The 12,989-nt window shown below is 59.8% G+C and carries 15 protein-coding genes and 1 pseudogene; 10 read left to right on the top strand and 6 right to left on the bottom strand.

The window, feature by feature from the left end; translation table 11 throughout:
- Positions 1 to 98: 98 nt before the first annotated feature.
- From C5J26_RS22050 to C5J26_RS22035, 4 genes are all read left to right on the top strand, one after another.
- Entirely contained in the window at positions 99 to 902 is an 804-nt protein-coding gene (locus C5J26_RS22050; RefSeq protein WP_105403721.1) for a transporter substrate-binding domain-containing protein, read from the top strand.
- A gap of 67 nt (positions 903 to 969) precedes the next feature.
- Positions 970 to 1,674, top strand: a complete 705-nt coding sequence (locus tag C5J26_RS22045) for an amino acid ABC transporter permease (RefSeq protein ID WP_105403720.1) — start codon at positions 970 to 972, stop codon at positions 1,672 to 1,674.
- Positions 1,671 to 2,330, top strand: a complete 660-nt coding sequence (locus C5J26_RS22040; protein WP_105403719.1) for an amino acid ABC transporter permease — start codon at positions 1,671 to 1,673, stop codon at positions 2,328 to 2,330. The genes C5J26_RS22045 and C5J26_RS22040 overlap by 4 nt, the downstream gene beginning before the upstream one ends.
- Entirely contained in the window at positions 2,311 to 3,042 is a 732-nt protein-coding gene (locus tag C5J26_RS22035; RefSeq protein WP_105403718.1) for an amino acid ABC transporter ATP-binding protein, read from the top strand. Before C5J26_RS22040 ends, C5J26_RS22035 begins: the two co-directional genes overlap by 20 nt.
- Positions 3,043 to 3,174: 132 nt before the next feature.
- On the opposite strand, the gene C5J26_RS22030 is transcribed toward C5J26_RS22035, so the two are convergent.
- From C5J26_RS22030 to C5J26_RS22010, 5 genes are all read right to left on the bottom strand, one after another.
- Positions 3,175 to 4,167: a LacI family DNA-binding transcriptional regulator gene (locus tag C5J26_RS22030; protein WP_245441238.1), complete on the bottom strand. Its 993-nt coding sequence runs from the start codon at positions 4,165 to 4,167 to the stop codon at positions 3,175 to 3,177.
- Between the two features lie 191 nt (positions 4,168 to 4,358).
- Entirely contained in the window at positions 4,359 to 4,691 is a 333-nt protein-coding gene (locus C5J26_RS22025; protein ID WP_105403716.1) for a hypothetical protein, read from the bottom strand.
- Positions 4,688 to 5,575 carry an NAD(P)-dependent oxidoreductase gene (locus C5J26_RS22020; protein ID WP_105403715.1) on the bottom strand — a complete coding sequence of 296 codons (888 nt, stop codon included), beginning with the start codon at positions 5,573 to 5,575 and terminating at the stop codon, positions 4,688 to 4,690. The genes C5J26_RS22025 and C5J26_RS22020 overlap by 4 nt, the downstream gene beginning before the upstream one ends.
- Complete coding sequence (locus tag C5J26_RS22015; RefSeq protein WP_245441237.1) at positions 5,572 to 6,054, bottom strand: gluconokinase; 483 nt, start codon at positions 6,052 to 6,054, stop codon at positions 5,572 to 5,574. The genes C5J26_RS22020 and C5J26_RS22015 overlap by 4 nt, the downstream gene beginning before the upstream one ends.
- Positions 6,055 to 6,076: 22 nt before the next feature.
- A complete protein-coding gene (locus tag C5J26_RS22010; protein ID WP_105403713.1) occupies positions 6,077 to 6,835 on the bottom strand; it encodes an SDR family oxidoreductase in 759 nt (252 codons plus the stop codon).
- 84 nt (positions 6,836 to 6,919) lie between these two features.
- On the opposite strand from C5J26_RS22010, the gene C5J26_RS22005 reads away from it, so the two are divergent.
- The 3 genes from C5J26_RS22005 (at position 6,920) to C5J26_RS21995 (ending at position 10,024) form a co-directional block, all read left to right on the top strand.
- The gene (locus C5J26_RS22005; protein WP_105403712.1) at positions 6,920 to 7,867 is read left to right on the top strand and encodes a 2-hydroxyacid dehydrogenase; all 948 of its coding nucleotides are present in this window, start codon (positions 6,920 to 6,922) and stop codon (positions 7,865 to 7,867) included.
- Positions 7,868 to 7,877: 10 nt separating this feature from the next.
- Positions 7,878 to 8,909, top strand: a complete 1,032-nt coding sequence (locus tag C5J26_RS22000) for an L-idonate 5-dehydrogenase (RefSeq protein ID WP_105403711.1) — start codon at positions 7,878 to 7,880, stop codon at positions 8,907 to 8,909.
- 218 nt (positions 8,910 to 9,127) lie between these two features.
- Positions 9,128 to 10,024, top strand: a complete 897-nt coding sequence (locus tag C5J26_RS21995) for an SMP-30/gluconolactonase/LRE family protein (RefSeq protein WP_105403710.1) — start codon at positions 9,128 to 9,130, stop codon at positions 10,022 to 10,024.
- Between the two features lie 493 nt (positions 10,025 to 10,517).
- On the opposite strand, the gene C5J26_RS21990 is transcribed toward C5J26_RS21995, so the two are convergent.
- A complete protein-coding gene (locus C5J26_RS21990; RefSeq protein ID WP_256386086.1) occupies positions 10,518 to 10,760 on the bottom strand; it encodes a helix-turn-helix transcriptional regulator in 243 nt (80 codons plus the stop codon).
- Positions 10,761 to 11,234: 474 nt separating this feature from the next.
- Here C5J26_RS21990 and C5J26_RS21985 point away from each other — a divergent pair, with 474 nt between their 5' ends.
- The 3 genes and pseudogenes from C5J26_RS21985 to C5J26_RS33330 all read left to right on the top strand — a co-directional run.
- On the top strand, positions 11,235 to 11,657 hold the full coding sequence (locus C5J26_RS21985) for a hypothetical protein (protein WP_172746013.1): 423 nt from the start codon (positions 11,235 to 11,237) through the stop codon (positions 11,655 to 11,657).
- A gap of 194 nt (positions 11,658 to 11,851) precedes the next feature.
- A complete protein-coding gene (locus C5J26_RS21980) occupies positions 11,852 to 12,094 on the top strand; it encodes a DUF982 domain-containing protein (RefSeq protein ID WP_105403760.1) in 243 nt (80 codons plus the stop codon).
- A gap of 80 nt (positions 12,095 to 12,174) precedes the next feature.
- Positions 12,175 to 12,422: pseudogene (locus C5J26_RS33330) on the top strand (LysR substrate-binding domain-containing protein); the annotation flags it as partial.
- Between the last annotated feature and the right edge of the window lie 567 nt (positions 12,423 to 12,989).

Raw genomic sequence — 12,989 nt, 5'->3', positions numbered from 1 at the left:
GCGATCCGTAGGAGCGGAGCTACGAGCTCGCGACTGTGAACGCATGCTCCGTGGCGAGATGCCTTGCAGCAATCATTATGACACGTGGAGGAAGAACGATGAAAATCTTAAACTATGTACGGACGACGCTGACTGCGATCGCAATAGGAATAGCAAGCCTGGCCGCGACTGCCGAGGCTAGCGCGACGACGCTGAACGACATCGTGTCGCGCGGCTCAGTCCGGATAGGTGTCCTGACCGGTGCCCCGCCTATGGGGATGGTGGACGAGAAGGGCAACCCGACAGGTTATGACGTCGACGTCGCCAATCTGATCGGCGGGTATCTGTCATTACCCGTCGAACTTGTGCCGCTCACCCCGCCCGCCCGCATTCCCGCACTTCAGACAGGCAAGGTCGATTTCCTCGTCGCCACACTTGCGCCGACCGGCGAACGGGCGAAGACCGTCATGTTCACGCAACCGTACAGCGCCTTCAACATGGACATCATCTCCGGCCCCGACCAAAAGTTCGCGAGCCTTGCCGATCTCAAGGGTAAGCGCGTGGCGGTCAATCGCGGTTCGTCGCAAGAGACTGCGCTACGAAAGGCCACGGTACCCGGCATGCAAATCGTCGTATTTGAGGACGACTCCACCAGCGCGCAGGCCCTCATCGCCGGACAGGCCGATGCAGTCGCGCTGCCTTCGACAGTGGGTGAAGCGATCATCAAACAGCGTCCGGACGCCGGACTGCAGGTTGGCTTCACCTTTTTCCAGCAAGGCAACTCGATGGCGACCAAGATGCAGGATTTCGAACTGCGCCAATGGCTGAACACGGCGATCTACCTGATGAAGATCTCCGGTGACCTCGACAAGGTTGCAACCAAATGGACAGGCCGTCCAATGCCGACGCTTCCGTCCTTCTAAGTGGGTTTGCGTGAGAGCCTGCCGGCGGAACCGTCGGCGGGCCGCGAAACATCGACGGAGCTCGCTTATGTCCTATACGTTTCAATTCGGCGTGCTTGCACAGTATCAGGATGAAATTCTGAACGGCATCTGGCTGACGATCAAACTTTCAGTCCTTTCGATCCTTCTTGGCTCGGCGGCGGGCGTCGTCCTTGCCTCTATCCGCTCGGTGAAAGGCGGCGCCGCGCGATTTCTTGTCGATGCCTATGTCGAGATCATTCGCAACACCCCATTCCTGGTCCAGCTTTTCATCGTCTATTTCGGTCTACCCGGCCTCGGCCTGCGCGTCGGCGCCGATACAGCTGCGCTGATCGGTATGACGATCAATCTTGCCGCCTATTCGACGGAAATCATCCGCGCCGGAATTGAGGCGGTGCATAAGTCACAGATCGAAGCAGGCGAGGCGCTCGGCTTCACCCGCTTTCAAATCTATCGCCACGTCATCATCGTGCCGGCGATCGCCAAGGTCTATCCGGCGCTGTGCAGCCAGTTCGTGCTGATGATGCTGGCCTCGAGTATCTGTTCGGCGATTTCGACGCATGAACTGGCAGCTTCGGCCGCCTTTGTTGAATCGCAGACCTACCGGTCGTTCGAGGTCTATATCGTCGTCACGCTGATCTATCTGGCGCTTGCGCTTGCGTTGCGTGCTTGTCTGGCGCTCGTCGGCATGTGGCTGTTCGGCCGCCGTGTCGCCCGCCGTACCATGACGTCCCTGCCGGAGGTACAGGCATGACGCTTAGAACATTCGGTTTCAATGAATTCGGTTTCCTGCTGCAAGCGCTGCAATGGACCATCGCCCTGACGGTCATTGCACTGATCGGGGGCGGTCTTCTCGGCTTTGCCGTGGCACTTGCCCGCACCTCGCGCACCAAGGCGGTGCGTATTGCTGCGGGCACTTACATCCAGGTCATCCAGGGCATTCCTGTGCTGATGATCCTGTTCTTATCCTATTATGGCCTGAGCCTTGCCGGATTGGAGTTGCCGCCGCTGATTGCCGCGGGTGCATCGATGACGATCTACGCATCGGGTTACCTTGCGGAAATCTGGCGTGGCTGCATTCAGGCAGTGCCGAAGCAGCAATGGGAGGCGTCGGAGTCCCTCGCCATGACCCGGCTGCAACAATATCGCTACGTCATCCTGCCGCAGGCTGTCCGCATATCGCTGCCTCCCACCGTCGGTTTCGCGGTGCAGGTGGTCAAGAACACTTCAATTACCTCAATCATCGGTTTCGTTGAACTCGCTCGCGCGGGGCAACTCATTAACAATGCGACGTTCCAGCCCTTCCGCGTCTTCATCGCGGTCGCAGTTCTCTATTTCGTCGTCTGCTACCCATTGTCCCAGCTGTCACGTTGGCTGGAAAGGAGGCTCCATGCCGGAAGTAATCGTTGAAAAGGTTCACAAGAGCTTCGGTGCGCTCGAAGTTCTCAAAGGCGTCTCGCTCAGTGTCGGGCGCGGAGAGGTCTTCGCGCTGATCGGTCGGTCAGGCTCAGGTAAGAGCACGCTGCTGCGCTGCATGAACGGTCTGGAAAAGATCAATTCCGGCCACGTAGAAATTGCCGGCCACACGCTTGGGCGAGATGCCAAAGCACTGCGCAGCCTGCGCACCGATGTCGGCATCGTCTTCCAGAGCTACAACCTGTTTCCGCATCTGACTGTCGGTGAGAACATCATGCTTGCGCCACGCATCGTGAAGGGCATAGCAAAGGCCGAGACGCAGAAAATCGCCCGGGAGGTGCTGCAGCTCGTGGGCCTCCTGGAAAAGTTCGATTCCTACCCGGATCAGCTTTCCGGCGGCCAGCAGCAGCGGGTGGCGATCGCCCGTTCGCTTGCCATGCGGCCAAAGGTGATGCTGTTCGACGAGGTGACCTCGGCCCTCGACCCGGAATTGACCGAAGAGGTGCTTACGGTAATGGAGACGCTCGCTCGTGACGGGATGACCATGATCCTTGTGACGCATGAAATGGCGTTCGCCCGAAGGGTGGCGACGAAAACCATCTTCATGCACAAAGGTACGATCTGGGAAGAGGGGCCGTCCAAGGAGCTCTTTGCCAATCCGCAAACACAGGAGTTGCGGCAGTTCGTGAAGTCCGACGTTAAGTAACCGGGTTAAAGCATCAAACATCCTGCCGCCGCAGGGCAAGCCCCTCAGGCGGCAGGAGCAGATCGGGTTGGTTGGTGGACGCCGCACCTGTCGAATGTTCGCTTGGTATCGCAACAGCAAGGGCCGGGGTCGTCAGCGACTGGTCTCTCGCAGGATCAAGTCCGGCCGGATCGTCACGCGTCCCAATCCGTTCGCCAGCCGTCCGTCCAGGACGTCGATAATGAGCTTCGCCGCCTTTGTTCCGATCTCAGCCGCGAACGCATTGATTGTGGTCAGGCTGGGGACGCAGATTGCGCCGATCTCGTAGTCGCCAAAGCCACCGATCGCGATTTGTCCGGGCACCGCAAGGCCGCGACGTTGACATTCCGTGAGCGCGCCAAAGGCGGAAAGGTCGGAGACGCAAATCACCGCCTCGGTGTCAGGAAATTGTTCCAGCAGCCGTCCCATCGCGTTCGCGCCCTCCCGCATCGAAATCGGCGGAGGGCCGGCAGCAATCAGGCGTTCCGCGTCCAGACCGTGATCCTTTATCGCGGCGATGAAGCCGGCCCGGCGGTCGGTACCACGCGTGTCGCGGTCGGCGTCACCGCCAATGAAGGCGATCTTTCGATAGCCGGAAGAGACGAAGTGATTGACCATCTCGCGCACCGCGAGTGCATTGGAGAAGCCGACGACGTGACCGATCGGCTCTTCAGGAAGATCCCAGGTCTCGATGACCGGGATTCCCGCGTTCGACAGGAGCTTGCGGGCGCGTGGGGTGTGTTTGCCCCCCGTTACCACGATCGCTTCTGGCTTGCGCCGCAAGAGCTGCTCGATGAGCCGTTCTTCTTCCTTCGTGTCATAGTTGGTGTAGCCGAGAAGGATTTGCAGACCCCTCTCCGCGAGGCCATCGCTCAGCGAACGTACCGTATCGGCGAAATTGGCGTTGTTGATTGAAGGAATGGTGACCGCCACGAAGTCAGTGCGTTGCGAACGCAAATTTGCGGCGGTGCTGTCGAAGACATAACCGAGTTCCTCCGCAGCACGCAGCACCGCTTCGCGCGTTTCCTGGCTGACGGAGGCGTCCTGCTTGAAGGCGCGCGACACCGTCATCGGCGACACGCCGGTGCTGCGTGCAATGTCCGCCATCGTAATTGGCTTCCTAATATTATGCATTTTAGCCCATGTTATCGTTATCACCGGCACTACAGCGAGTTTGTCGCACGATTGCAAGCCCGTTATCACACCGCTCGCAAAGGACGGGGTCGCAAAGCTTGATGCGGCGGAAACAAAGAAAAGCGAAGCCTTGAAGGGCCTCGCTTCTTGGGGCATCTTGCGGGCTACAGTGGGAATTCGTTTGCCTGTGTCACATGGTGGTGAATGCGTCCGTCGAAGAACCGGGCTAGGACTTCTTCCGTGGCCGCCTTGGCAGCAGTGCGGGCTGGACTCGCCAACGCCGTCTCAACCGTCGCAAGATCGGGATAATTGATCGCAAGGATCATCGGGATTTCCGGCGCCCCTTCGTCCCGGGCATCCGCAAAGGTCACTCTTACTTCGAGCGCACCTGGGAAGGCTTTCCATTTTGGCAGGATATTCTCCAGGACGGCGGTCCGAAACGCTTCGGTCTGACCTTCCTTCACCGTTCCTTCGAAGAGAGCATAGCGTGTGATCATTGTGCGATATCCTTGTTGGGACCCTTGAAAAATTCCATCAGAGCGGCCTGATCCTCACCCCCGAGGCCGGCGGCCGTCAGCATCCGATGCACTTCGGCGCAGGTAGCTGTGAGTGGCATGGCCGTGTTGGTCAGGCGTGCAAGATCCTGCGCGCCGTTCAGATCCTTGACCATGTTGTCAATCCGGCCGGTGCGCCGGTAGTCCTTGGCAACGAATCGCGGCATGTATTCCTGCAGGATGGCGCTGTCGGCGCGGCCACCCTTCAGCGCCTGAGGGATTTTGGCGGCATCCACGCCAGCGTCGAGCGCCAACTGCGTGGCTTCGGCCACCGCCAGAAAATTCAGACCGCAGAGAACCTGGTTGATCAATTTCGTCGTCTGGCCAGCACCTGAAGGCCCCATGTGGGTGTAGTTCGAGGCGACATGTTGCAGCACCCGATGCGCGTCTGCGACATCCTGTTCTTTGCCACCTGCCATCAGCGTGAGCTGTCCGACCAATGCCTTTGGTGCGCCGCCCGAGAGGGGACTGTCGACCCAGCGCAAACCCACCTCCGCAGCGTCCGATGCCAGCGCCTTCGTTGCTTCCGGATCGATGGAGGACATGTCGATGACGAGCGTTCCGGGCGCGGCACCTTCGGCGACACCACCGGTGCCAAAAACAGCCAGCCTCACGATCTTTGGAGAATTGAGGCTGAGGATCACGTAGTCCGAAACGGACGCTGCCTCTGCCGCACTCGCGGCGGTTTTTGCACCCTTGCCCACCAGCTCTTGCACCCTGGCCTTGTCCAGGTCAAAGACCGTCAAGTTGTTGCCGGTCTCCAAGAGACGTGCGCCGATAGCTCCGCCCATCGCTCCGGCGCCTATCAATGCAACTCTGTTCGTCATCCTCGCATTCCTCCCAATTGTGCAATAATCTTGTCGACGACCGCGTCGAGCGGCTCGTCGATATCCACAGTGATCGCATTCTCCTCCGACCCCGGCGGTTCGAGCGTCGAAAACTGGCTTGCCAGCAACCCCTGTGGCATGAAGTGCCCCGATCTGGCTTTCATCCGCGCTGCGATAACCTCGGGCGTGCCCGAAAGATGGATGAAAATCACAGGCGCTCCCGCTTCCTGCGCGATATGGGCACGGTACGCACGTTTGAGCGCTGAGCAGCCAATGATCAACGGGTTCTCGGAGGCGGCGAGTGCCCGTCCTACTCGCGTCAGCCACGGCCAGCGGTCGTCGTCGTCCAAAGCGATTCCCTGGCTCATTTTCGCAATGTTTGCCAATGGGTGCAGATCATCCCCGTCCAGGTAGGCTGCGCCCAACCCGACGGCGAGCGCCGCTCCGACAGAGGACTTGCCGCTTCCGGCAACACCCATCAATATCAATCGTTGCCTGGCCTCAGAGAGAGGCCGTGATGCCGCCGTCGACATAGAGTACATGTCCGTTCACAAAAGAGGAGGCGCTCGAAGCAAGGAACACGCAGGCGCCGACCAGCTCTTCGACCTTGCCCCAGCGGCCGGCCGGTGTGCGTTTTTCCAGCCACGCGGAAAAATCGGCGTCGCCGACCAGAGCGGCGTTCAGCGGCGTGTCAAAATAACCGGGCGCTATCGCATTGCATTGCAGCCCGTATCTTGCCCAGTCAGTTGCCATGCCCTTGGTCAGATTGCCAACTGCGCCTTTGGTGGCCGTATATGGCGCGATGCCGGGGCGGGCGAGGGCAGTCTGTACGCTGGCGATATTGATGATCTTACCGGCGCCGCGTTTGATCATATGCCGGCCAACCGCCTGTCCGACGTTGAAGACACTGGAAACATTGGTGCGCATCAGCCGTTCGAACGCATCCGCCGGAAAATCCTCCAGCGGAGTGCGATGCTGCATGCCCGCATTGTTCACAAGAATATCGATGGCGCCCGTATTTAGTTCGAAATCGTCAATGGCGCGCCGCGTGGCCTCATGATCGGTCACGTCGAAGACCAACTGATGTGCGCCGGCACCGAAGCTTGTCGTGGCTTCCGCCAGCTTGACCGCATCGCGTCCATTGAGCACGATTTCTGCGCCGGCGTCAGCCAAACCACGAGCAAGGGCAAGGCCGATGCCCTGCGACGAGCCGGTGATCAAGGCCCGGCAACCGGTCAAGTCAAACAAGCTTCGCCCCATTGATCTCTCCGTTTTCTCTCGACATCCACAATATTGTCTCTTATGTTATCGATAACATTGATTGTCAAGAGACGGAGAAGCCAAATGAACAAGCCGCAGATCCTCCAGGTCGGACCCTATCCGGAATGGGACGAGGCGCCACTCACTGCCAGCTTCGAGGTCCATCGGTATTTCGAGGCCGCCGACAAGGCCGGTTTCCTCGCGTCTGTCGGTCCGGACGTCAAAGCGATCGCAACAAGGGGCGAACTTGGCGCCAGCCGGGCGATGATCGAGGCTTGCCCCGCGCTCGAGCTGGTCTCCGTCTACGGGGTCGGCTTCGACGCTGTCGATCTCGCGGCTTGCAGCGAACGCGGCATCCGCGTCACGAACACGCCTGATGTGTTGACGAGCGATGTGGCAGACCTCGGGATAGCGATGATGCTATGTCAGTCGCGTGGCCTGATCGGTGCGGAAGGTTGGGTGAGAGATGGAAGCTGGGTCGAAAAGGGCCTCTATCCGCTCAAGCGCCGCGTATGGGGGCGAAGCGCAGGCGTGCTCGGCCTTGGCCGCATCGGCTATGAGGTTGCAAAGCGCCTCCAGGGCTTCGACATGCGGATCGCCTATTCCGATGTCGCGCCGAAGGATTTCGCTTCGGATTGGGAGTATATTGCTGATCCCGTGGCGCTCGCCTCGCGGTCTGATTTCCTCTTTGTCACCCTGGCTGCTTCCCCGGTCACCCGCCACATCGTGGGTCGCGAGGTGATTGCGGCACTGGGCGGGGAGGGGATGTTGATCAATATCTCTCGCGCCTCCAATGTCGACGAGGAGGCATTGCTCACCGCGCTGGAAAGCGGTGCACTCGGCTCGGCCGCTCTTGATGTGTTCGAGGGTGAGCCAAAACTCGACCCGCGTTTTCTCGCGTTGGACAATGTCCTCCTGCAGCCCCATCACGCTTCGGGAACCATTGAGACGCGCAAGGCTATGGGGAAACTGGTCCGCGATAATCTCACGGCGCATTTTTCCGGTCAGCCACTGTTGACGCCAGTCCTTTGAGGAGGCCGCGATGAAAACTATCGTTGTTCACGGCGCAAAGGATTTGCGCATCGAGGAGCGTCCGGTTGAAGCACCAGGCCCAGGAGAGGTGCGCCTTCGCCTTGCCGCTGGTGGAATCTGCGGCAGCGATCTCCACTATTACAATCACGGTGGCTTCGGCACCGTCCGGCTACGCGAACCGATGATTCTCGGACACGAAGTTTCCGCACATGTCGATTCCCTTGGACCGGGTGTAGAAGGATTGGAGTTGGGACAGCTCGTTGCCGTTTCGCCGTCCCGTCCGTGCCGAACCTGCCGCTACTGCCAGGAGGGGCACCAAAACCAGTGCCTCAACATGCGGTTCTACGGAAGCGCCATGCCGTTTCCGCATGTCCAAGGCGCCTTTCGTGAGGTTCTCGTTGCGGACGCGATCCAATGCGTTTCGGCCGATGGCCTGACGGCGGGCGAGGCGGCAATGGCCGAACCGCTGGCCGTGACGCTCCACGCGACCCGCCGGGCTGGAGAAATGTTGGGCAAACGGGTTCTGGTGACGGGTTGCGGGCCAATCGGCGTTCTGGCCATTCTGGCGGCTCGCCGTGCTGGGGCCGCTGAAATCGTCGCGACGGACCTCTCCGAATTCACCCTGTCGCTCGCCCGCAAAGCCGGCGCCGACCGGACGATCAACATGGCGAGAGAACCCGACGCGCTGGCCTCTTATGGGGCAGGGAAAGGAACGTTCGATGTCCTCTACGAGTGCTCCGGCGCCGCGGCGGCGCTCGCAGCGGCCATCGCTGTTTTGCGGCCGCGGGCGGTGATCGTTCAGCTGGGGCTTGGCGGAGATATGGCAGTCCCGATGATGGCTATCACGGCCAAGGAGCTGGATCTGCGCGGATCCTTTCGCTTCCATGAAGAATTCGCCATCGGAGTCGGGCTCATGCAGAAGGGTCTCATCGACGTGAAGCCGCTGATCACCCACACGCTCCCCTTGCGGGAGGTCGTCACAGCCTTCGAACTTGCGAGTGACCGCAGCCAGGCGATGAAGGCGCAGATCGCCTTCATCTGAATTGCTGAGAGGTTTTTGACGGAAACAGAAAGGGGGCGATCCGGATCAGCGCCGCCTTTGTTTTCTGCGAGACCGGCAGACCAGGGCGCTGCCGTCCCGGCGGCCATTGAGGTGCCGCAGGCGGGGCCTTCAGACATCTCGTCACCCTTGCCTGTTCATATCAAGGGTATCGGTGATATCGATAGCGTTCTCACAGCTTCCAGAAAGGGAAGGCCGGCATGTCGTACTTTGAAGTGGTCGATCCGCTGTTTAGCCGATACGTCCTTGGCAATGCGCCGGTGAAACAGATTGCGACGGGCTTTGACTGGGTCGAGGGGCCGGTCTGGTTCGGTGATGCAGGATGCCTCCTCTTTTCCGACATTCCGAACAATCGCATCCTCCGCTGGTCTCCAGGCGCTGGGGTCTCCACGTTCCGACAGCCCTCGAACTTGGCCAACGGCAATACGCGCGACAGGCAGGGAAGGCTGGTAACGTGCGAACATGGCACGCGCCGTGTGACGCGCACGGAACTTGACGGTTCCGTCACTGTTGTGGCTGACCGCTACCGGGGCAGGCGCCTGAATTCTCCCAATGATGTGGTTGTAAAATCAGACGGCTCCATCTGGTTCTCCGATCCGCACTACGGGATCATGACGGACTACGAAGGCTTTGTGGCCGAGCAGGAACTGCCGTGCCACGTTTACCGTGTCGATCCTTCTGGAGAAATTGAAGTCGCGTTAACGGACTTCAACTGCCCGAACGGCCTCGCCTTCAGCCCCGATGAAACCCGCCTCTATGTCGCCGATACCGGACGCATGTTCGGCTCAGACCCCCAACATATCAGGGTTTTCGATGTTGCCTCCAGCGGCGCGCTTTCCGGCGGCGAGGTGTTTCACACCATCAGCCCAGGATGCGCAGACGGTTTCCGAATGGATAGCGATGGCAATATGTGGTCCTCGGCGGCAGATGGCGTGCATTGCATTTCCCCGGATGGGCACCTGATAGGAAAGGTACTTGTTCCTGAACTAGTCTCCAACCTCTGCTTTGGCGGCCACGCGAAGCATCAACTCTTCATGACTGCTACGGCCAGCGTATACTCGATTACGTTGAACCGCAGAGGTGCTCAAACCCCTTGAAGCCAAAGCGCGTTCATCTTGGCGTACAGCGTTGGCGTGGGCAGGTCTCGCGACAAGAGAGAATAACGTGTCGGGCTCAGTTCCCATCAAGGCGACCGAACCTTCGTCCGCATTGAAGAGTAGTAGCATTCCGCAATTTCGCGCTACTCGATCCCCGCGAAAAGCGTTGACGAGCCGAGAGCCGGGAGTGTGGACCCTTCGGTCACCGATCCATTTTGGCGACAGCCTGCGCTCCCGCACCTTTAAGCAAAAGCGCCTTGAGCAACGATCGTGACCGCACGACGGGTAAGGAGCCCGTTTCTACCTAGAGGAAGGCCCCGGGCAAACCGAACCCGATACGGGACCCTCGCCATGACGCCGCCGACGTTCTGAGAGCTTCGTGCTGCCAAACAACCCTGGCGGTGTGGCCGGCCGCCGAAATGTGTGCAGGCTCGGACGTTGCTCTGTCGTCGGGGCAAATACGCCAAGGCTCGAGCGTCGCGTTGCAGTAGCGCTACTTCTCGCGCTCCGTCGCCCGCGCGAAACGCACGCCTGCGCCGCCGCCATTCTCCGGGATAAGTTCAATTCCGGCCTCCGTGAACGCGGTGGCTATGCTCGCTAAATTGTTCGGGATCGGCATGTGCGCGCCTCTTTCGAAATCAGCAATGGTTTGACGCGAAACGTTTGCGGCCTCGGCGAGTTCGGTTTGGCTCCACCCAAGCATAGCGCGGGCACCTCGGCACTGTTCAACGGTCAGCAAGATGACCTCCGGTGCAAACAAATTGTTTGACTTCTATCATTTTGTTGTCATGCTCTCATTCTCATAGCCTCCCTGATTGGCCTCGGGAAACCTAATCAGTGCGAACCGCAATCCCGCTTTATCGAGCTTGGATCATGGCTGATTCTGAGAATAGCAGAACTTTGTCTGCAATCACCCGCCGAAAATTACCGTGGGCAGAACTGCGGGCGATCCTGAGGGAGCTCGTTTTGATCGGAGGCGGTCCCAATGGCCTCTTCCGCGAATAGGAGTGCCTCCCCCGAGACCACGCGCAGAAACTTCCTTTCACGTGCTGCGGCTTCGATCGCAGCCGCGCCCGCCCCGGCAGGTGCAATGGTGCGGACGGAGAGTTCGGAGCAAGACGATCCGGTAGTATCACTTTGGAGAGATTGGCTAGCCGCCCACAGGCTCTGCGGGGAAGCCTGCCGTCGGCAGCAAAAGCTCGAGACGGAGTTGCTTCGAGAATTCGGTAATTTCCCCCGCGCCAAAGTCCCGCTCTCCGAAGACTGTGGTTTCATCTGGGCCTATTGCGGTCGGGAGATCGACCGTCTTTTGCCGAACGCGGATCAGGATGAAATGCGGCGGCAAGCAAGGGCCGCGTTGGCGGCCCGCCGGAACGAATGGAAGAAGGCGGACAAGCGGATCGGATATACCAGGGCGAAAAAAGCCGAAGAGGAAATCGCAGATGTCGAGGAGGCGTTGGCAAGGGAATTGTGGAGCGCGGCGCCTCGATCTGTCGCCGGCGTCGCGGTGAAGCTGCATTCCCTCCTGGAAATGGAGGATCCACGCTCTGCCCTAAAGGAAGCGCCGTGGCCGGAGCTCCGGACGATCCTTGCCGATCTTGTGCGGATTTGCGCAGGTCCGAATGCGATCTGAGCAATACCACCTCCCGGCCGCTATATGCACAGGGAGTGACCGATCATCAGCATCCGCATCATCAGCTCGAGGTCAACCGAGGAACGGCCGGTAGCGCTGTGTGATCCAGGCCGCGCCTGGGACCAAAGCCCTAACCCAGGAACGAGCCCTGACCGCTTGCGTTCATCAAAAAAGCAGAACCCATGGAGCACGTTATGGACCATGATCTCTGGGATGAGCCGATTGAGATCGTTGTTGGCCCGGGCGACCACTTCAAGAGCATTCGCGGCAGCAGAGACGCCTTGGCATACTTGATGACTTGCTGGCCCCAGGAGGGAGGAGACTCCTTTGCTTTAGCCAAGCGCGCCTGCATGGAAGCTGCCGAAGGTCGAGGTGATCCGTCCGCGGCTGCATCAGCTTTCAGAGTGGCCGCGAGCGACGCGGGCATTCTTCGTTGAGCGTCCGCAGGCCGTCGTCGCACGAGCAGGTCGAAGGTTCGTATCGGTGCAAGGCGTGGTGGTCGCATCATGTTCGCGGCTGTCTCGCGAGCTGGAAAGAAGAGCTGATCTGGGTCGAGAGCGCCATCCGCTCTGCCGTGACCGATCCGGTGCCACTCGCGGTGTTTCCCGTCGGCTGCATCTACCGGAATCGTGCCATCCGTGCGATCGAACGCAGTGGTCGCCGTTGGCGGATTGCCTATACTAGCCAGGGTCTGATGGGTGTGCAGGAGCGGTCGCTTCCGGTCTCGGGATCAGTCTGTTGCCTTCCGATGCGGTGCTTTCCGAAGCGGTCGTTGAACGCATTTATCGCAAACGCCCGCAATATCCTCGTCAGCGGGCCAGCTTTTCAGGGTCTTGAGGAGATTCGAACCGCAAACCAGTAGCAAGGCCCTCGTTTCGCAAGATTGTGGCACATTTTCTGATGATTGAGGTCAGGCCAACGAATGGTCTCAAAGCAGATATTCAATGGCTCCTGAGGGTGGTGACAGCGCGGCGGCCTCGACAGTGCCGCTGGCTTGTGGGAAGAAACATCGCCCAACGTCCCTGGAATGAATGATGAAGCAATTGGCGTTGGCCGGCGCCGCCCGCGTCGGCGGCATTGTGGCGGAAGCTCGGCCTTGGCGACGTGACAGAGGTTCCCGTTGTCGTGGATTGCGAGTATCAGTCTTTCGCGGATTATTGGGCTACGTTCACCGACGGCCCGGGCAGCGTCACAGGCATGTTGAAGCACTTTCGGATGACGCCCGCGGCTCGATCGAGCAGCATGTTCGTGCCGGATATCTGGTTGGCTTGCCCGACGGACCCCGGTCATTTCCCATGATGTTCCGCGTGGTACGTGGCTTGGTCCCAACCT

The sequence above is a fragment of the Neorhizobium sp. T7_12 genome (assembly GCF_002968535.1).
Lineage (GTDB): Bacteria > Pseudomonadota > Alphaproteobacteria > Rhizobiales > Rhizobiaceae > Neorhizobium > Neorhizobium tomejilense.
Note: the sequence above shows the minus strand (reverse complement) of the source record. Positions and strands in the feature narration are given on the sequence as shown.

Excerpts from the sequence above, each read along its gene's own strand:
- C5J26_RS22050 (WP_105403721.1), top strand. The coding sequence starts at position 99 with ATGAAAATCTTAAACTATGTACGGACGACGCTGACTGCGATCGCAATA.
- C5J26_RS22045 (WP_105403720.1), top strand. The coding sequence starts at position 970 with ATGTCCTATACGTTTCAATTCGGCGTGCTTGCACAGTATCAGGATGAA.
- C5J26_RS22040 (WP_105403719.1), top strand. The coding sequence starts at position 1,671 with ATGACGCTTAGAACATTCGGTTTCAATGAATTCGGTTTCCTGCTGCAA.
- C5J26_RS22035 (WP_105403718.1), top strand. The coding sequence starts at position 2,311 with ATGCCGGAAGTAATCGTTGAAAAGGTTCACAAGAGCTTCGGTGCGCTC.
- C5J26_RS22030 (WP_245441238.1), bottom strand. The coding sequence starts at position 4,167 with ATGGCGGACATTGCACGCAGCACCGGCGTGTCGCCGATGACGGTGTCG.
- C5J26_RS22025 (WP_105403716.1), bottom strand. The coding sequence starts at position 4,691 with ATGATCACACGCTATGCTCTCTTCGAAGGAACGGTGAAGGAAGGTCAG.
- C5J26_RS22020 (WP_105403715.1), bottom strand. The coding sequence starts at position 5,575 with ATGACGAACAGAGTTGCATTGATAGGCGCCGGAGCGATGGGCGGAGCT.
- C5J26_RS22015 (WP_245441237.1), bottom strand. The coding sequence starts at position 6,054 with ATGGGTGTTGCCGGAAGCGGCAAGTCCTCTGTCGGAGCGGCGCTCGCC.
- C5J26_RS22010 (WP_105403713.1), bottom strand. The coding sequence starts at position 6,835 with ATGGGGCGAAGCTTGTTTGACTTGACCGGTTGCCGGGCCTTGATCACC.
- C5J26_RS22005 (WP_105403712.1), top strand. The coding sequence starts at position 6,920 with ATGAACAAGCCGCAGATCCTCCAGGTCGGACCCTATCCGGAATGGGAC.
- C5J26_RS22000 (WP_105403711.1), top strand. The coding sequence starts at position 7,878 with ATGAAAACTATCGTTGTTCACGGCGCAAAGGATTTGCGCATCGAGGAG.
- C5J26_RS21995 (WP_105403710.1), top strand. The coding sequence starts at position 9,128 with ATGTCGTACTTTGAAGTGGTCGATCCGCTGTTTAGCCGATACGTCCTT.
- C5J26_RS21980 (WP_105403760.1), top strand. The coding sequence starts at position 11,852 with ATGGACCATGATCTCTGGGATGAGCCGATTGAGATCGTTGTTGGCCCG.